This window comes from Streptomyces sp. NBC_01283 (assembly GCF_041435335.1).
Taxonomy (GTDB): Bacteria; Actinomycetota; Actinomycetes; order Streptomycetales; family Streptomycetaceae; genus Streptomyces.
Genome location: NZ_CP108430.1, coordinates 6657948 through 6674824, shown reverse-complemented (window position 1 = coordinate 6674824; position 16877 = coordinate 6657948). Strand labels below are relative to the sequence as shown.

Below are 16877 nucleotides of genomic sequence, written 5' to 3'. Positions count from 1 at the left end.
CGCGGCGCCATCGCCGCGGGCCTCCGGATCAGTACCGGTACTGCTCGTTGTACCCCGCGTCGTAGCCGTTCCCCTGGGGCTGCTCGCCCTGGTAGGGGTAAGGCTGCTCCGGCGGGAGTTCGCCGCCGTACTGGCCGTAGGGGTCCTCGACATTGCGCTGCTGGGGCACCCAGACCCCGCCGGGCGGCGTGTCGTTGTACGTCCCGGCGTCGCCGCCGTAGGGATCGGCGGCGGGATAGGACGCGTACTGCTGCTGGTCGCCGTACGCGTCGTAGCTCTGCTGGCCGCCGTACGACTGCGTCCCGATGTACGGGTCGGAGTACGCGGCGTATTGCTGCTCCCCCGTCTCGCCGTACGCGTACGGCTGCTGGGGGTCATAGCCCGCGGCGGCATACGTGTCGTAGCCGTAGCCGCTGTCCGCGGCAGCCGACTGCTGCTGTGCGTACGCCGTGTCGCTGTAGACGCCGTACTGCCCGGTGTCGTCGGGCAGCGGCTCCGGCGCGTAGACCCCGGTGCCGGGAGCGGCCTCGGGCGGCGGTCCTGCCGGGCCCGCCTCCTCGTACTCCAGGTCGGAGACCTGGAGCGTCGGCTCCTGGGCGGCTTCCGCGCCACCCCGCCCCGTCGTCTTGCGGCGCTTGCTCAGGCCGGGCTGGCCGCCGAGCGCCCAGCCGGTCGAGAAGCCGCGGCGGAAGGACAGCGTCACGTACGTCTGGCCCGTGGCGAAGGCGATCGCGCCGACCCCGATGACGATCACCGACGGCAGCAGCACGCCGATGACCACGCCGAGGAAGCCGCCGAAGGCGAGCAGCCGCCAGCGCAGCCGCGCCTTGTACTGCAGCAGCACCTCGCCGAGCAGCCACAGCGCGACGCATCCGAACGCGATGTAGAGGACCGTCCAGCCCATGTACGCCCCTCTCCCCGCGGCCGCCGCCCCCAGGGGTACGGCCGGTCAGGCCTGCGGGTGATGCAGGCCCAGATTTTCGTAGATCTCCAGCGTCGCCGTGGAGTTGTTCAGCGTGATGAAGTGCAGCCCCGGCACACCCTCGTCCAGGAGCCGCGCGCAGAACTCCGTCGCGAACTCGATGCCAATGGAGCGTACAGCCGCCGGATCGTCTTTGGCTGTGAGGATGCGCTCTTTGAGCGCCGGAGGGAAGGAAGCGTTGCTGAGCTGGGGCAGCCGCTCCAGCATGCGCACGTTCGTCACCGGCATGATCTCCGGGATGATCGGCGTCGAACAGCCCGCGGCCTCGACCCGGTCGCGAAGACGCAGATACTCCTCCGGATAGAAGAACATCTGTGTGATCGCGTAGTCGGCTCCGGCCCGGCACTTGTCGACGAAGTTCCGGACGTCGGTGTCCCAGTCCGCCGAGCGCGGGTGCATCGCGGGGAAGGCCGCGACGCCCACGCAGAAGTCGCCCGACTCCTTGATGAGCCGGACCAGTTCGGCGGCGTACGTGAGGCCCTCGGGGTGCTTGACCCAGTCGGCCAGGGGGTCACCGGGCGGGTCACCGCGGACCGCGAGCATGTTCCTGATGCCGGCGTCCGCGTACTGCCCGATGATGTTGCGCAGCTCGGCCACGGAGTGGTCGACCGCGGTGAGGTGGGCGACCGGGGTGAGCGTCGAGTCGGCGACGATCTGCTGCGTCTCCTTGACCGTGCCCGCCCGCGTCGAACCGCCCGCTCCGTACGTCACGGAGACGAAGCTGGGGGCCACCGCCTCGACCCGGCGCAGGGCGTTCCACAGGTTCCGCTCGCCCTTGGCGGTTTTCGGCGCCGAGAACTCGAACGAGTACGTCGTCTTGCCGGTCGCGAGCATGTCACGCACGGTGCGTGCGCGATCAGATCTGGTGGAAGCAGTGCCTAGGGCCATACGGGCAGGTTAGCTACGGGGTACCGCTACCGGCCAATTCCCGTCCAACCTGCGGACAACCGACCGGAATGATGGCCGAAGATCGCCGATCAGGCCGTACGCAGCCGCTTCGCGAAGTCGGCCGCGGCGGCGGCCGGGTCGTCCGCCTCCGTGATCGCCCGTACGACGACGACGCGGCGGGCGCCCGCTTCGAGCACCTCGTCGAGGTTGCCCGCGTCGATGCCGCCGATGGCGAACCACGGGCGGTCCGTGCCGAGCGAGGCCGTGTACCGGACGAGGTCGAGCCCGGGGGCGTACCGACCGGGCTTGGTGGGGGTGGGCCAGCAGGGGCCGGTGCAGAAGTAGTCCACGCCGTCCTGCGTGGCCGCGGCGGCGGCCTCGGTGTCGGCGTGCGTGGAGCGGCCCACGAGCACGTCCTGGCCGAGGACCGCGCGAGCCGCGGGGACGGGCAGGTCGCCCTGGCCCAGGTGCAGCACGTCGGCGCCGATGGCGTGCGCGACGTCCGCGCGGTCGTTCACGGCGAGGAGCTTGCCGTGCCGGCGGGCGGCGTCGGCGAAGACCCGCAGGTGGTCGAGCTCCTCGGCCGCCTCCATGCCCTTGTCCCGCAGCTGCACGATGTCGACGCCGCCGCCGAGGACGGCGTCGAGGAACTCGGGGAGGTCTCCCTGGCGCTTGCGGGCGTCCACACACAGGTAGAGGCGGGCGTCGGCGAGCTGCTCGCGGGCAGGCTTGGTGGCCATGAAGAGGTCCCCCCGGGTCGTCGGTGGCCTACGCGCCGTGGGTCCCCGGGGGACCCACGGCCCGTACGCAACGGTTTTCCGTTTCGGTCGGACGCGCCTCGGTCGGACGCGTCCCGGTCAGACGGCGAGCGCCTGGGCGCGGCGCTTCACCTCCGTGCCGCGATTCTCACTGAGTGCCTGCGCGGGGGTGCCGGGCAGGGTCGGGTCCGGAGTGAAGAGCCACTCCAGCATCTCTTCGTCGGAGAAGCCGTCGTCCCGCAGGAGCGTCAGGGTGCCGGTGAGGCCCTTGACGATCTTGTCGCCGTCGATGAAGGCCGCCGGCACGGCGAGCGCGCGGTTCTCACCACGGCGCACGGCGATCAGCTGGCCCTCCTTGACCAGCTGGCGCACACGCGTCACCTCGACGTCGAGCATTTCTGCGATGTCGGGGAGGTGGAGCCACTCGGGGACGAGAGCATCAGTCTTTGCGTCAATCTCGGTCACGGGGACAAGCGTAGCTCCGGGCACCGACAGCGGCCGGGCAGCGGGTCCCCCGCGGTCCCGGCGTCGGTGACGGCAGCGCTTAGGGCAGCACTGCCTTCTTGAGCGGTACGGCGGGGTCCGCCGCCAGCTCGGCGGACAGGCGGGCGCCCGCCTCGATCAGCTTGCGGCCCTGCGCCAGGTCCCTGGGACGGCCCACCGCGAGGAGGGCCACCAGGGCGCCCCGCCGGAGCCAGCACACGCTCCAGGCCGCCCCCGAGGGGTCGCCGCGCCACACCAGCTCGTCGGCGGACGCGTGATGGCCCGCGTACTGGACGAAGCGGCCGAACTGCTCGGACCAGAAGTACGGGACCGGGTCGTACGCCGAAGGGGTCTCGCCGATGATGTTCGCCGCGACCGTGCGCGGGCCCTGGAGGGCGTTGTCCCAGTGGTGGACGAGCAGGCGCTCGCCGTACCGTCCCGAAGGGAAGGATGAGCAGTCGCCGACCGCGTACACGTCGGGTTCCGACGTCCGCAGGTGGTCGTCGGCGAGGACCTCACGGTGGGCGCCCAGGGTGATGCCGGAGTCCGCGAGCCAGTCCGTGGCGGGGCGTGCGCCGATGCCGACGACGACCGCGTCCGCGGGCAGCCGGGTGCCGTCGTCCAGGAGGACGCTGCCGGGCTCGACGCGGTCCACGCGCGCGTGGGTGCGCAGTTCGGCTCCGGAGTCGGCGTACCAGGACGTCATCGGCGCCGCGACCTCCGCGGGCAGCGCCCCGGCGAGCGGACGCGCGGCGGCCTCGACGACGGTGACCGAGCAGCCCGCCTCGCGTGCGGCGGTCGCGAACTCGGCGCCGATCCAGCCGGCACCGACGACCACGATGCGGTGCTGTTCGGCGAGCACGGGCCGCAGCCGCTCGGCGTCGTCGAGGGTGCGCAGCAGATGGACGCCGGGGACCCCGGAGACACCGGGGAGCAGGATCGGGCGGGCGCCGGTGGCGATGACGAGGGCGTCGTAGGGCACCGGGCCGGACGCGGTGTCCAGTTCGTGGTCCGCGGGGCGGACGCCCGTGACCTCGTGGCCCAGGCTCAGCTCGATGCCGAGTGCCTCGAAGTCGATGTCGAAGGCGGAGCCCTCCGCCTTGCCGAGCAGCACGGCCTTGGACAACGGCGGCCTGTCGTACGGCTGATGGGGCTCCGCGCCGATCAGGGTGACCGCACCGGCGAACCCCTGCTCGCGCAGGGCCACGGCGGTCTGCACCCCTGCCATCCCCGCACCGACGATGACGACCCGGCGCTCTTCCTGCCTCCGCTGCTCACTCACCCGATCACTCTAGGGCGGCGGGCGACGCGCGCCTCAGGGACCCGCGAGGAGATCTCTGACACACCGTCACTGCTCCTGACCGCCCAGCTGCCCTACCTACCCCGGGACACCAAGGGCTAAGGTTGCCGTGCAGAGCACTCGCGGGAGCCCGGACGCACCGGGCTGAGAGGGAGGCTGGACGGCCTCCGACCGTACGAACCTGATCCGGGTCATGCCGGCGAAGGGAGGGGCTGGACACCCATGCATCCACGTACACCACCCCGGGAGACGACCGACGTCCTTGTCGTCGGGGGCGGCATCATCGGCCTGGTCACGGCCTGGCGGGCGGCCCAGCGCGGCCTGTCCGCCGCGGTCGTGGACCCCGAGCCCGGCGGCGGCGCGGCGCAGGTCGCAGCGGGCATGCTGGCCGCCGTCACCGAGCTGCACTACGGGGAGCAGGCGCTGCTCGGCCTGAATCTGGCCTCCGCGCGGCGCTATCCCGACTTCGCGGCGGAGCTGACCGAGGCGAGCGGCCGCGATCTCGGCTACCGCGCGTGCGGCACGCTCGCCGTGGCGCTCGACTCCGACGACCGTGCCCATCTGCGGGAGCTGCACGCCCTTCAGCAGCAGTCGGGGCTCGCATCGGAGTGGCTGAGCGGGCGCGAGTGCCGCCGCCTCGAACCGATGCTCGCACCGGGCGTCCGGGGCGGACTGCGTGTCGACGGCGACCACCAGATCGACCCGCGCAGGCTCGCCGCGGCGCTCCTGGTGGCCTGCGAGCGGGCGGGCGTGGTCTTCCACCACGCGTGGGCGGACCGCCTGTCGGTCGTACGGGACCGGGCCACCGGTGTCGTCCTCGCCGACGGCACCGCCCTGGAGGCCGGTCAGACCGTGCTCGCCGCGGGCAGCCTCAGCGGACGCCTCTCCGGCGTCCCGGAGGGTGTCCTGCCGCCCGTACGCCCCGTGAAGGGGCAGGTGCTGCGGCTCACGGTGCCGCAGCGGTACGCGCCGTTCCTGAGCCGCACCGTGCGCGCCGTCGTGCGCGGCAGCCACGTCTACCTGGTGCCGCGCGAGAACGGCGAGCTCGTCGTCGGCGCGACGAGCGAGGAGCTCGGCTGGGACACGACGGTCACCGCGGGCGGCGTGTACGAGCTGCTGCGGGACTCCCACGAGCTCGTACCCGGCATCACGGAACTGCCGCTGACGGAGACCCGCGCGGGCCTGCGCCCCGGCTCCCCCGACAACGCGCCGCTGCTCGGTCCGACCGCGCTCCCCGGCCTCCAGCTGGCCACCGGGCACTACCGCAACGGCGTACTTCTGACGCCCGTCACCGGTGACGTGCTGGCGCACGCCCTGACCACCGGTGAACTGCCCGACGAGGCACGGGGGTTCACCCCTCTGCGCTTCGCCGGCACCCCCCGCACGCAGCGCTTCATGGAGCAGCCCGCATGACCCTCCCAGCAGTGACAGCCGTCTCCGTCAACGGAGAAGCACGCGACGTGGCCGCGGGCACCACGCTCGAAGATCTCGTCGCCACCCTGACCGCGGCCCCGTCCGGCGTCGCCGCCGCCCTCAACGAAACCGTCGTCCCGCGCACGCGCTGGTCGGCCACCCCGCTCAGCGACGGCGACCGCGTCGAGATCCTCACCGCCGTACAAGGAGGCTGAACCGACATGGCAGACGACGCCTTCGTCATCGGCGGGCTCACCCTTTCCTCCCGCCTGATCATGGGTACGGGCGGTGCGCCGAGCCTGGACGTCCTCGAACGCTCCCTCGTCGCCTCCGGGACGGAGCTGACGACGGTCGCGATGCGCCGCCTCGATCCCGGTGTGCAGGGCTCCGTGCTCTCCGTCCTGGACCGGCTCGGCATCCGTGTGCTGCCGAACACGGCGGGCTGCTTCACCGCGGGCGAGGCCGTCCTGACCGCCCGGCTCGCGCGGGAGGCGCTCGGCACCGACCTGGTCAAGCTGGAGGTCATCGCGGACGAGCGCACGCTGCTGCCCGACCCGATCGAGCTCATCGACGCCGCCGAGATCCTCGTCGACGACGGCTTCACGGTCCTCCCGTACACGAACGACGACCCGGTCCTGGCCCGGAAGCTGGAGGACGTGGGCTGCGCGGCGATCATGCCGCTCGGCTCCCCCATCGGCTCCGGGCTCGGCATCCGCAACCCGCACAACTTCCAGCTGATCGTCGAACGCGCGGGCGTGCCGGTGATCCTCGACGCGGGGGCGGGCACGGCGTCCGACGCGGCGCTCGCGATGGAACTGGGGTGTGCGGGTGTGATGCTCGCCTCCGCTGTTACACGGGCGCAGGAACCGGTTCTGATGGCCGAGGGCATGCGGCACGGCGTCGAGGCGGGACGGCTCGCGTACCGTGCGGGGCGCATTCCCCGGCGCCACTTCGCCGAGGCGTCCTCGCCCGTGGAGGGAATGGCCCGGCTCGACCCGGAGCGGCCCGCGTTCTGAGCGTCCCGCGCCTGTTACAGCTCGGCTGCAGTCGGGGCCCGAGTCCGACCGGGCGGGCAACCGTGTCAGCGGTGGCTCGTAGACTCCCTGCGTGGACACGACCCTTCAGGACCCGCTCGTCGGGCAGGTGCTCGACGGCCGCTACCGCGTGGACGGGCGGATCGCGGTCGGCGGGATGGCCACGGTCTACCGGGCCGTGGACACCCGCCTCGACCGCGTGCTCGCGCTCAAGGTGATGCACCCGACGCTGGCCGCCGACGTCTCGTTCGTCGAGCGCTTCATCCGCGAGGCGAAGTCGATCGCCCGGCTCTCGCACCCGAACGTGGTGGGGGTGTACGACCAGGGCGCCGACGGTGCGTACGTCTATCTCGCGATGGAGTACGTCGCGGGATGCACCCTGCGTGACGTGCTCCGCGACCGCGGCGCCCTGCAGCCGCGCGCGGCCCTCGACATCCTGGAGCCGGTCCTCGCCGCGCTCGGCGCCGCACATCGCGCGGGGTTCGTGCACCGCGACATGAAGCCGGAGAACGTCCTCATAGGGGATGACGGCCGGGTCAAGGTCGCCGACTTCGGGCTCGTGCGCGCGGTGGACACCGTCACGAACACGACCGGCACGGTCCTCGGCACCGTCTCCTATCTCGCTCCCGAGCAGATAGAACACGGCACGTCCGACACGCGTGTGGATGTGTACGCGTGCGGGGTCGTGCTCTACGAAATGCTGACCGGCGCCAAGCCGCACTCGGGTGAGTCCCCCGCCCAGGTGCTCTACCAGCACCTCCATGAAGACGTGCCGCCCCCGTCGGCGGTCGTTCCGGGGCTCCCCGTCGAGCTCGACGAGCTGGTCGCCTCCGCCACCGCCCGCACGCCCGACGTCCGCCCGTACGACGCGGTGGCGCTCCTCGGGCAGGCCAGGGCGGCGCGGGCCGCGCTCTCCGTGGAGCAGCTGGACGCGGTGCCGCCGCAGGCGCTCACGGCGAGCGGAAGCGCCGGACACGACAACTCCGACGACCGTACGGACGTGATCCCGCGCGCGGGGCGGTCCGTACAGCTGCCGCTTCCCACGGACGGCACGACGGCCGCCGACGAGGACCGGCAGAACCGGCAGGACCAGCTCAACCGCACGAGCGTCCTGGCGACGCCGCCGCCCGCCCCGCCGGCCGCCCCCGGCCGCGGGCGCCCCAACCCGCGCCGCCGCATGATGACGGTGATCGCCGCCGTGCTCCTCGCGCTGGGCCTCGGCGCCGGTGTCTGGTACATCAACTCCGGCCAGTTCACGAAGGTCCCGCCGCTCCTGGCGAAGACCGAGTCGGAGGCCAAGAAGCGCCTCGACGAAGCCGGGCTCGAAGTGAACGACGTCAAGCACGCGTACAGCGACACGGACAAGCGCGGCACCGTCATGGCCACCGACCCGAAGGCGGGCGAGCGCATCCGCGACAACGACCGGGTGACGCTGACCATCTCCAGGGGACCCGAGATCGTGAAGGTCCCGGACGTCGGGGGCAGCCGCCTGGCCGACGCGAAGGACAAGCTCAAGGACGCCGGGTTCGCTCCCGGGATGACGAACAAGGCGTTCAGCGACGACGTCCGCAAGGGCGCCGTGATCAGCACGGATCCGAAGGCGGGCACGAAGCGCAAGGCCGGCTCCGCCGTCGCGATCGTCGTCAGCAAGGGCGTCGCGATCGACATCCCCGACGTGACGGGCGACTCCCAGTCGGACGCGAAGTCCGAGCTGGAGGACGAGGGCCTCAAGGTCAGGATCGAGAAGGCGCGGGCCCACTCCGAGGAGGACAAGGGCACGGTCGTCGAGCAGTCCCCCCGGGAGGGCCAGAAGCAGCTCGCCGCGGGCGACACGGTCACGCTGACGGTGTCCATCGGCCCCGAGATGATCGAGGTCCCGGACGTCGAGGGCATGAGCGTCGACGACGCGACGCAGGAGCTGGAGGACGCCGGCTTCGACGTCGACGAGGACCGCGGCCTGCTGGGCATCTTCGGGGACACGGTGAAGGACCAGTCCGTGGACGGCGGCGACAAGGCCCCCAAGGGCTCGACGATCACCATCGAGATCCGCTGATCCACCGGTCCGGCCGACCGGCCGGTTCTCTGATCCGCTGACGGGACACTCACGCGCTCGTGCCACCCTTGAGCGCGTGAGCAGCGACAAGTCCCCCAGCACCCCGTCCCGCGGCCCCTCGTCCCGCAATCCCGTCGGCGGCCATGTCCCCGTGGCCGGCGGTCTCGCCAAGGTCGGGCTCTCGTACGCCCGTGAGCTGGGCGCCGAGGCCGTCCAGGTCTTCGTGGCCAATCCGCGGGGCTGGGCCACGCCACCCGGCGATCCGAAGCAGGACGAGGAGTTCCGCGCGGCCTGCGCCGCCGAGGGGATTCCCGCGTACGTCCACGCGCCCTACCTCATCAACTTCGGCTCGCACACCGAGGCGACCGTGGAGAAGTCCGTGGAGTCCCTGCGCCACTCGCTGCGCCGGGCCCGCGACATCGGCGCGCTCGGCGTCGTCGTGCACACCGGCTCCGCGACCGGCGGCCGGGACCGTTCCGTCGCGCTGAACCAGGTGCGCGACCGGATGCTGCCGCTGCTCGACGAGCTGACGCACGACGACGACCCGTTCCTCCTCCTGGAGTCGACGGCGGGCCAGGGTTTCTCGCTCTGCTCCCGCACCTGGGACTTCGGCCCGTACTTCGACGCGCTCGACGCCCACCCGAAACTGGGCGTCTGCCTGGACACCTGCCACATCTTCGCGGCGGGCCACGATCTGGCCGGGCCCGGCGGCATGAAGCAGACGCTGGACCTCCTGGTCGACACCGTCGGCGAGGGCCGCCTGAAGCTGGTGCACGCCAACGACTCCAAGGACGTGGTGGGCGCCCACAAGGACCGCCACGAGAACATCGGCACCGGCCACATCGGCGAGGAGCCCTTCCGCGAGCTGATGACCCATGCCGCGACCGAGAACGTGCCGCTGATCATCGAGACGCCCGGCGGCAAGGAAGGGCACGCGGCGGACGTGGCGCAGCTCAAGGAGCTCAGGAGCCGCTAGCGACCCGCGACCCAGAGATCCCTTGAGGAATACCCCCTAGGGGTATACGGTTCTTGCCAGGCGGCAGGAACCGTTGTCCGACGTTGGGGGATTCTCATGCAGCACGACCACGACACTCACGCCGAGCACGCGCACCACGAGCAGCGCGCGCACCACGGGCACGAGGGGCGGCACGGGCACGAGGGGCACCACGGCCTGGGCAAGGTCAGCTGGCGCATGGCGGCGCAGGCCACCCTTCACTGCCTCACCGGGTGCGCCATCGGCGAGATCCTCGGCATGATCATCGGCACCGCGCTGGGCTGGGGGAACATGCCGACGATGATCCTGGCGATCATCCTGGCGTTCTTCTTCGGGTACGCCCTGACCCTGCGCGGCATCCTCAAGGCGGGCGTCGATTTCCGGACGGCGTTCCGGGTCGCGCTGGCCGCGGACACCCTGTCCATCGCGGTGATGGAGCTCATCGACAACGGCGTGATCGCGCTCTGGCCGGGAGCGATGGACGCCCACCTGTCGGACGCCATGTTCTGGTGGATCCTCGCCATCGCGCTGGCCGTCGCGTTCGTGGTCACCACCCCGGTCAACAAGTGGATGATCGGCCGCGGCAAGGGCCACGCCGTGGTGCACCAGTACCACCACTGACCGGGCTCAGACCGGCACAGACCGGCACAGACCGGCCAGGACACGGGAGCCAGGACTAGAGCTCGGGGCCGTCCCCGGGCTCTTCCTGGTACGAGTAGCGCTGCTCGGTCCAGGGGTCGCCGACGTTGTGATAGCCGCGCTCCTCCCAGAAGCCGCGGCGGTCGGCGCTCATGTACTCGACGCCGCGGACCCACTTGGGGCCCTTCCAGGCGTAGAGGTGCGGCACCACGAGCCGCAGCGGAAATCCGTGCTCCGCGGTCAGCAGCTCGCCCCCTTTGTGGGTGGCGAAAATCGTGCGCTCGTCCATGAAGTCGGCCATCCGCAGATTCGAGCTGAAGCCGTACTCGGCCCAGACCATCACATGGGTGGCCTCGGGCGCGGGCGGGGCGATCTCGAGCAGTGCCCGCGCGGACACACCGCCCCATTCGGCGCCGAGCATGCTGAACTTCGTGACGCAGTGCAGGTCGCCGACCACGGTGGAGTACGGAAGAGCCGAGAACTCCTCGTGCGTCCAGCAGTGCTTGTCCCCGTCGGCGGTGGCCCCGAAGACCCTGAACTCCCAGCGCTCCGGACGGAACTTCGGCACCGGGCCGTAGTGCGTGACCGGCCAGCCCCGCTGCAGTCGCTGCCCCGGTGGGAGCTCCGGCTCCACTGCTTCCCGAGATGCGCGATCCGCCGGCTGACCCATGTCTCCATCCTGACAGACCCGGGTAGGTGGACGTGACCAGGAGGCTGCCGACAGAGGCCGGTCGGACGCCGATTGGGGCAACTCCTACTAAGCGTGCACTTACTGGACGGCCTCTCACACCGATGCAAGGATGCGCGCAACCTGCCCAGTTACCACGTGGAAGGAGCCTCTGCGATGCAGGGCGACCCCGAGGTCATCGAATTTCTCAACGAGCAGCTGACCGCCGAGCTCACGGCGATCAACCAGTACTTTCTCCACGCCAAGATGCAGGAGAACTTCGGCTGGCCCAAGCTCGCCAAATACACCCGGTCCGAGTCGATCGACGAGATGAAGCACGCGGAGATCCTCACCGACCGGATTCTCTTCCTCGACGGCCTGCCCAATTACCAGCGGCTCTTCCACGTACGCGTGGGTCAGACCGTCACGGAGATGTTCCAGGCCGACCGGCAGATCGAGGCGGAGGCGATCGACCGCCTCAAGCGCGGGATCGAGGTGATGCGCGGGAAGGGAGACATCACTTCCGCGAACATCTTCGAGTCGATCCTGGAGGACGAGGAGCACCACATCGACTATCTCGACACTCAGCTCGAACTGGTCGAGAAGCTGGGCGAGCCGCTCTACATCTCGCAGCTCATCGAGCAGCCGGAGAGCTGACAGCGGGCTAGGCGGCCTCGTTCAGGGTGGCGTCGAGGCCCGCGTCCAGTCCGGCGAGGACGGGCTGCCCCTGGTCGGCGAGCTCCCTGCGGGGGCACGCGCCCCGGCCCAGGAGCGCCTGAATGCTCCGTACACACGAACCGCAGTCGGTGCCCGCCTTGCTGGCGGACGCTATCTGGCGGGGCGTGCAGGCACCGTCCGCCGCGTGCTGCTTGACCTGCGCCTCGGTAACCCCGAAGCAGTTGCAGACGTACACGCGGTTCACCTCCCGGGCAGGATTCATCGGCGGCGCCGTCCCGATTGATCGGTGAGGCTAACCTAACCTTACCCAGGACCTCCGGTCCACAAAAGCCCCGATACGACGGTGGGGCACGGATCACATGGATCCGTGCCCCACCGTCGCGTCTCGCGGGAATACCTACTGGTCGCGGTACATCTCCGCCACCAGGAACGCCAGGTCCAGGGACTGGCTGCGGTTCAGGCGCGGGTCGCAGGCCGTCTCGTAGCGCTGGTGCAGGTCGTCGACGAAGATCTCGTCGCCGCCGCCCACGCACTCGGTGACGTCGTCACCGGTGAGCTCGACGTGGATGCCGCCCGGGTGCGTGCCCAGGCCCTTGTGGACCTCGAAGAAGCCCTTGACCTCGTCGAGCACGTCGTCGAAGCGGCGGGTCTTGTGACCGGAGGCCGCCTCGAAGGTGTTGCCGTGCATCGGGTCGGTGACCCAGGCGACGGTCGCGCCGGAGGCGGTGACCTTCTCGACCAGCTCGGGGAGCTTGTCCCGGACCTTGTCGGCGCCCATGCGGACGATGAAGGTCAGCCGGCCGGGCTCACGGTCCGGGTCGAGGCGCTCGATGTACTGGAGCGCCTCCTCCGCGGTCGTCGTCGGGCCGAGCTTGATGCCGATCGGGTTGCGCACCTTGGAGGCGAACTCGATGTGCGCGCCGTCCAGTTGACGGGTGCGCTCACCGATCCAGACCATGTGGCCCGAGGTGTCGTAGAGCCGCCCGGTGCGCGAGTCCACGCGGGTGAGCGCCGACTCGTAGTCGAGGAGGAGCGCCTCGTGCGAGGCGTAGAACTCGACGGTCTTGAACTCCTCCGGGTCCGTCCCGCAGGCCTTCATGAAGTTGAGGGCGTTGTCGATCTCGCGGGCGAGCTGCTCGTAGCGCTGGCCCGAGGGGGACGACTTCACGAAGTCCTGGTTCCAGGCGTGCACCTGGTGCAGGTCGGCGTAGCCACCGGTGGTGAAGGCGCGCACCAGGTTGAGCGTGGACGCGGAGGCGTTGTACATCCGCTTCAGGCGCTCGGGGTCCGGGATGCGGGACTTCTCGTCGAAGTCGAAGCCGTTGACCGAGTCACCGCGGTACGTCGGCAGGGTCACGCCGTCGCGGGTCTCGGTGCCCTTGGAGCGGGGCTTCGAGTACTGCCCGGCGATGCGGCCGACCTTCACGACGGGCACGGAGGCCGCGTACGTCAGGACGGCGCCCATCTGGAGCAGCGTCTTCAGCTTGTTGCGGATGTGGTCGGCCGACACGGCGTCGAAGGCCTCGGCGCAGTCGCCGCCCTGAAGCAGGAACGCCTCTCCCTTGGCGACGGAGGCCAGTCGGGCGCGCAGCTGGTCGCACTCGCCCGCGAAGACGAGCGGCGGATACGACTCGAGGTCCGCGATCACATCGCGCAGAGCCTCGGCATCGGGGTACTCAGGCTGCTGCGCCGCGGGAAGGTCTCGCCAGGTGTTGCCACCCGTAGGGGTGGTCTTAGCGTTCACGGTCACCCGCACCACATTACGGGGTGACGTCAGCTGTCCATCCCCCCGCTCACGAAGTGAGACGGACCAGACACGGCGTGATGCGCTAGGGTGCGGGACATGCACGCGCAGACGACTCGTAACTGGTGGTGGCCCGCTCATCCGGCGGCCCACTGATTCTGCGCGTATCGAGACTCGCGAAGGCCGCCCGAGGGGCGGCCTTCAGTGTTTTCCGGACCATGACCTCCGGGCCGGGCCGTTCCTCTCCGAGTGAGAAGGAACCGACCCCATGCAATCCAAGCAACCCGAGCATTCCCAGACCTCCCCGACGCATCTGCTCGATCTCCTCGACGACGGCCGTCCGTTCGCCGTGCTCCGCCGCCGCACGCCCGGCCACGACCACGACACGGTCGAGGTGATCGTCGGCTCCGTCGGCACGTACGACCGGCTCGCCGACATCCCCGACGAGGGCCTCGCCCTGATTCCCTTCCGGCAGATCAGGGAGCGCGGATTCGACGTACGCGACGACGGCACGCCGCTCGCGGTCCTGACCCCGGACGAGACGTACGCACTCCCGCTGGCCGAAGCCCTGTCCGCGCTGCCCACGCATGACGTGCGCGTCGAGGGCGGGTCCTTCGACGTCGACGACGCCGCGTACGGGGAGATCGTCGGGCGGGTGCTCCGCGAGGAGATCGGGCGCGGCGAGGGCGCGAACTTCGTCATCCGGCGCACGTACGAGGGTGAGATCCCCGGCTTCTCCAGGGCGGACGCCCTGGCCCTCTTCCGCAGGCTGCTCGTGGGTGAGCGCGGCGCCTACTGGACGTACGTCGTGCACACCGGCGACCGGACCCTGGTCGGGGCGAGCCCCGAGGTGCATGTGCGGATGTCCGGCGGGACGGTCGTCATGAACCCGATCAGCGGGACCTACCGCTACCCCGCCGAGGGCCCCACGGCGGACGACCTGCTCGGGTTCCTCGCCGACGGCAAGGAGACCGAGGAGCTGTCGATGGTCGTCGACGAGGAGCTCAAGATGATGTGCACCGTCGGCGACATGGGCGGTGTCGTGGTCGGCCCGCGGCTCAAGGAGATGGCCCATCTCGCGCACACCGAGTACGAGTTGCGGGGCAAGTCGTCGCTCGACGCGCGCGAGGTCCTCAGGGAGACGATGTTCGCGGCGACCGTCACGGGCTCGCCGGTGCAGAACGCCTGCCGCGTCATCGAGCGCCACGAGGCGGGCGGGCGCGGCTACTACGCGGGCGCCCTCGCCCTCGTCGGCCGCGATTCCGGCGGCGCGCAGACCCTCGACTCCCCCATCCTGATCCGCACCGCCGACATCTCCGCGGACGGAAAGCTGCGGGTCCCGGTCGGCGCGACGCTGGTGCGGGGCTCGGACCCGGCGGGTGAGGTGGCCGAGACGCATGCGAAGGCGGCCGGGGTGCTCGCCGCTCTCGGGGTGCGTCCCGGGCGGCCCCGCGACGAGCGCGTACGCCCCGCCCTGGCCGACGATCCGCGGGTGCGGGCGGCCCTCGACAGCAGGCGGGCCGGACTCGCGCCGTTCTGGCTGCAGATGCAGATTGGGGCCTCGCCTGCCCGAACGGAGTCGAGCGCTTGGGGAAGGACGGCGGAACTGACCGGGCATGCCCTGGTGATCGACGGCGAGGACACGTTCACGGCGATGCTGGCGCACCTGCTGCGCTCCTCGGGCCTCACGGTGACCGTCCGCCGCTACGACGAGCCCGGCCTGCGGGAAATGGCGCTCGCCCACGAGGGCCCGCTGATCCTGGGCCCCGGGCCCGGTGATCCCGCGGACCCGGCCGACGCGAAGATGACGTTCCTGCGCTCCCTGGCCGCGGAGGCGCTCCGCGATCACCGCCACGGCGTGCTCGGCGTCTGCCTCGGCCATGAGCTCCTGGCCGCCGAGCTCGGCCTGGAGATCGTCCGCAAGGAGGTCCCGTACCAGGGTGCCCAGACGCGGATCGACCTGTTCGGGCGGCCGGAGACGGTCGGCTTCTACAACAGCTTCGTGGCCCACTGCGACGAGGAGACGTCCCTTGAGCTGGCCGCGCACGGCATCGAGGTCAGCAGGGACGAGGCCACCGGGGAGGTGCACGCGCTGCGCGGGCCCGGGTTCGCGGGCGTCCAGTTCCACCCGGAGTCGGTGCTCTCGCTGCGCGGGACGGCGATCGTGCGGGAGCTGCTGTCCGGGGTGCTGGTGTAGGCCGGGCTAGAGCTGGGCTAGAGCTTGGGGGCCGCCGGGACCAGCACGTTCTCGCTGCGGCGGCCCTCCTTGTAGTCCAGGACGTTCCGCACCGTGGTGTCGATGATCTGGCCGACCGCGTCCACGGTGTAGTACGCCTGGTGCGAGGTGACCACGACGTTCGGGAACGTCACGAGACGGGCCAGCGTGTCGTCCTCGACGACCTCGAGCGACCTGTCGAGGAAGAAGAGCCCGGCCTCCGCCTCGTACACATCGAGACCGACACCCGCGAAACGCCCCAGCCGCAGCTCCTGGACCAGGGCGTCGGTGTCGATCAGGCCGCCACGGCTGGAGTTCACCAGGATCGCGTCGTCCTTCATCATCCGCAGCGAGTCGGCACCGATGATGTGCTCCGTCGCGGGGAGCAGCGGAACGTGCAGGCTGATCAGGTCGGCGTCGGCGAAGAGCTCCTCCTTCGCGACGTACTTCATGCCGAGCTCGACGCACGCGGGGTTCTCCGCGACGTCCCAGCCGAGCAGATTCATCCCGAATCCGTGCGCGATCCGGGTGAACGCCTCGCCGATCTTCCCGGTGCCGAGCACGCCGACCGTGCGGCCGCGCAGGTCCCGGCCCATCAGGCCGTCGAGCCTGAAGTCGAAGTCGCGGGTGCGGTTGCTGGCGCGGACGATGCGGCGGTTGACGGCCATCGCCAGGGTCCAGGCGAACTCGGCGACGGAGTACGGCGAGTAGTACGAGACGCGGGCGATGGTGAAGCCGAGGCGCTCGGCGACCTGGAGATCGATGTTGTTGAACCCCGTCGAGCGCTGGGCGATCATCTGCGTGCCGCCGGCGGCGAGCGTCTGCAGGACGCGGTTGCCGAGATCGGCGTTGACGCTGGTGGAGATGATCTCGTAGCCCGCGGCGATGGGGGCGGTGTCCTCGGTGAGGAAGACGTCCAGGCAGCGGACGTCGTGGTGCCCCTCGAAGGCCTTCTCGATGAGCGGCTTCTCGTCGGCCTGCACTCCGAAGGCGAGGATCTCCATGCGGCGAGTCTAGGTTTCTTCGGGT

General features: G+C 70.7%; 18 protein-coding genes and 1 riboswitch. Of the genes, 9 read left to right on the top strand and 9 right to left on the bottom strand.

Annotation, left to right across the window (positions count from 1 at the left end):
• Positions 1-28: 28 nt before the first annotated feature.
• The 5 genes from OG302_RS30215 to OG302_RS30195 all read right to left on the bottom strand — a co-directional run bounded on the left by OG302_RS30215 (position 29) and on the right by OG302_RS30195 (position 4339).
• The gene (locus OG302_RS30215; protein WP_371529655.1) at positions 29-904 is read right to left on the bottom strand and encodes a hypothetical protein; all 876 of its coding nucleotides are present in this window, start codon (positions 902-904) and stop codon (positions 29-31) included.
• A 45-nt stretch (positions 905-949) separates the two neighbouring features.
• On the bottom strand, positions 950-1870 hold the full coding sequence (gene metF / locus OG302_RS30210) for a methylenetetrahydrofolate reductase [NAD(P)H] (protein ID WP_361826940.1): 921 nt from the start codon (positions 1868-1870) through the stop codon (positions 950-952).
• Positions 1871-1959: 89 nt separating this feature from the next.
• Complete coding sequence (gene thiE / locus OG302_RS30205) at positions 1960-2610, bottom strand: thiamine phosphate synthase (protein WP_371529654.1); 651 nt, start codon at positions 2608-2610, stop codon at positions 1960-1962.
• Between the two features lie 117 nt (positions 2611-2727).
• Positions 2728-3093: an Rv2175c family DNA-binding protein gene (locus OG302_RS30200; protein ID WP_249590410.1), complete on the bottom strand. Its 366-nt coding sequence runs from the start codon at positions 3091-3093 to the stop codon at positions 2728-2730.
• Between the two features lie 79 nt (positions 3094-3172).
• On the bottom strand, positions 3173-4339 hold the full coding sequence (locus tag OG302_RS30195; RefSeq protein ID WP_371750279.1) for an NAD(P)/FAD-dependent oxidoreductase: 1167 nt from the start codon (positions 4337-4339) through the stop codon (positions 3173-3175).
• Between the two features lie 184 nt (positions 4340-4523).
• A riboswitch (TPP riboswitch) is annotated at positions 4524-4636 on the top strand.
• Between OG302_RS30195 and thiO the strand changes: the two genes are divergently transcribed.
• The 6 genes from thiO to OG302_RS30165 all read left to right on the top strand — a co-directional run bounded on the left by thiO (position 4634) and on the right by OG302_RS30165 (position 10526).
• The gene (gene thiO, locus OG302_RS30190) at positions 4634-5824 is read left to right on the top strand and encodes a glycine oxidase ThiO (RefSeq protein ID WP_371529653.1); all 1191 of its coding nucleotides are present in this window, start codon (positions 4634-4636) and stop codon (positions 5822-5824) included. (Overlaps the previous riboswitch by 3 nt.)
• Positions 5821-6039, top strand: a complete 219-nt coding sequence (gene thiS, locus OG302_RS30185) for a sulfur carrier protein ThiS (protein ID WP_371529652.1) — start codon at positions 5821-5823, stop codon at positions 6037-6039. The genes thiO and thiS overlap by 4 nt, the downstream gene beginning before the upstream one ends.
• 6 nt (positions 6040-6045) lie before the next feature.
• Positions 6046-6840, top strand: coding sequence for a thiazole synthase (locus OG302_RS30180; protein ID WP_371529651.1), 795 nt, complete (start codon positions 6046-6048; stop codon positions 6838-6840).
• 91 nt (positions 6841-6931) lie between these two features.
• Positions 6932-8911 (top strand): Stk1 family PASTA domain-containing Ser/Thr kinase, encoded by a 1980-nt coding sequence (gene pknB / locus OG302_RS30175; protein ID WP_371529650.1) that lies wholly within the window; start codon positions 6932-6934, stop codon positions 8909-8911.
• A 76-nt stretch (positions 8912-8987) separates the two neighbouring features.
• Positions 8988-9887 carry a deoxyribonuclease IV gene (locus tag OG302_RS30170; RefSeq protein ID WP_371529649.1) on the top strand — a complete coding sequence of 300 codons (900 nt, stop codon included), beginning with the start codon at positions 8988-8990 and terminating at the stop codon, positions 9885-9887.
• A gap of 96 nt (positions 9888-9983) precedes the next feature.
• Complete coding sequence (locus OG302_RS30165; RefSeq protein ID WP_371529648.1) at positions 9984-10526, top strand: DUF4396 domain-containing protein; 543 nt, start codon at positions 9984-9986, stop codon at positions 10524-10526.
• Between the two features lie 55 nt (positions 10527-10581).
• Here the strand turns inward: OG302_RS30165 and OG302_RS30160 are convergent, their stop codons facing one another.
• Positions 10582-11214: a sulfite oxidase-like oxidoreductase gene (locus OG302_RS30160; protein WP_371529647.1), complete on the bottom strand. Its 633-nt coding sequence runs from the start codon at positions 11212-11214 to the stop codon at positions 10582-10584.
• A 174-nt stretch (positions 11215-11388) separates the two neighbouring features.
• On the opposite strand from OG302_RS30160, the gene bfr reads away from it, so the two are divergent.
• Positions 11389-11868 (top strand): bacterioferritin, encoded by a 480-nt coding sequence (gene bfr / locus OG302_RS30155; protein WP_160504564.1) that lies wholly within the window; start codon positions 11389-11391, stop codon positions 11866-11868.
• A 7-nt stretch (positions 11869-11875) separates the two neighbouring features.
• Here the strand turns inward: bfr and OG302_RS30150 are convergent, their stop codons facing one another.
• Together OG302_RS30150 and OG302_RS30145 are read right to left on the bottom strand one after the other, a co-directional pair.
• A complete protein-coding gene (locus tag OG302_RS30150; protein ID WP_371529646.1) occupies positions 11876-12151 on the bottom strand; it encodes a bacterioferritin-associated ferredoxin in 276 nt (91 codons plus the stop codon).
• Positions 12152-12286: 135 nt separating this feature from the next.
• Positions 12287-13639 (bottom strand): class II 3-deoxy-7-phosphoheptulonate synthase, encoded by a 1353-nt coding sequence (locus tag OG302_RS30145; protein ID WP_361826961.1) that lies wholly within the window; start codon positions 13637-13639, stop codon positions 12287-12289.
• A 93-nt stretch (positions 13640-13732) separates the two neighbouring features.
• Between OG302_RS30145 and OG302_RS30140 the strand changes: the two genes are divergently transcribed.
• Both OG302_RS30140 and OG302_RS30135 read left to right on the top strand, forming a co-directional pair.
• Positions 13733-13789 carry a trp operon leader peptide gene (locus OG302_RS30140; RefSeq protein WP_351162541.1) on the top strand — a complete coding sequence of 19 codons (57 nt, stop codon included), beginning with the start codon at positions 13733-13735 and terminating at the stop codon, positions 13787-13789.
• 112 nt (positions 13790-13901) lie between these two features.
• Positions 13902-15830, top strand: a complete 1929-nt coding sequence (locus OG302_RS30135) for an anthranilate synthase family protein (protein ID WP_371529645.1) — start codon at positions 13902-13904, stop codon at positions 15828-15830.
• Positions 15831-15847: 17 nt separating this feature from the next.
• Here OG302_RS30135 and OG302_RS30130 read toward each other — a convergent pair whose 3' ends face one another.
• Positions 15848-16852, bottom strand: coding sequence for a 2-hydroxyacid dehydrogenase (locus OG302_RS30130; protein ID WP_371529644.1), 1005 nt, complete (start codon positions 16850-16852; stop codon positions 15848-15850).
• Between the last annotated feature and the right edge of the window lie 25 nt (positions 16853-16877).

Coding starts and splice junctions, on each gene's coding strand:
- metF (WP_361826940.1), bottom strand. CDS start 1,870: ATGGCCCTAGGCACTGCTTCCACCAGATCTGATCGCGCACGCACCGTG.
- OG302_RS30180 (WP_371529651.1), top strand. CDS start 6,046: ATGGCAGACGACGCCTTCGTCATCGGCGGGCTCACCCTTTCCTCCCGC.
- OG302_RS30195 (WP_371750279.1), bottom strand. CDS start 4,339: ATGGCAGGGGTGCAGACCGCCGTGGCCCTGCGCGAGCAGGGGTTCGCC.
- OG302_RS30130 (WP_371529644.1), bottom strand. CDS start 16,852: ATGGAGATCCTCGCCTTCGGAGTGCAGGCCGACGAGAAGCCGCTCATC.
- bfr (WP_160504564.1), top strand. CDS start 11,389: ATGCAGGGCGACCCCGAGGTCATCGAATTTCTCAACGAGCAGCTGACC.
- thiE (WP_371529654.1), bottom strand. CDS start 2,610: ATGGCCACCAAGCCTGCCCGCGAGCAGCTCGCCGACGCCCGCCTCTAC.
- OG302_RS30135 (WP_371529645.1), top strand. CDS start 13,902: ATGCAATCCAAGCAACCCGAGCATTCCCAGACCTCCCCGACGCATCTG.
- OG302_RS30215 (WP_371529655.1), bottom strand. CDS start 904: ATGGGCTGGACGGTCCTCTACATCGCGTTCGGATGCGTCGCGCTGTGG.
- thiO (WP_371529653.1), top strand. CDS start 4,634: ATGCATCCACGTACACCACCCCGGGAGACGACCGACGTCCTTGTCGTC.
- OG302_RS30150 (WP_371529646.1), bottom strand. CDS start 12,151: ATGAATCCTGCCCGGGAGGTGAACCGCGTGTACGTCTGCAACTGCTTC.
- thiS (WP_371529652.1), top strand. CDS start 5,821: ATGACCCTCCCAGCAGTGACAGCCGTCTCCGTCAACGGAGAAGCACGC.
- OG302_RS30165 (WP_371529648.1), top strand. CDS start 9,984: ATGCAGCACGACCACGACACTCACGCCGAGCACGCGCACCACGAGCAG.
- OG302_RS30160 (WP_371529647.1), bottom strand. CDS start 11,214: ATGGGTCAGCCGGCGGATCGCGCATCTCGGGAAGCAGTGGAGCCGGAG.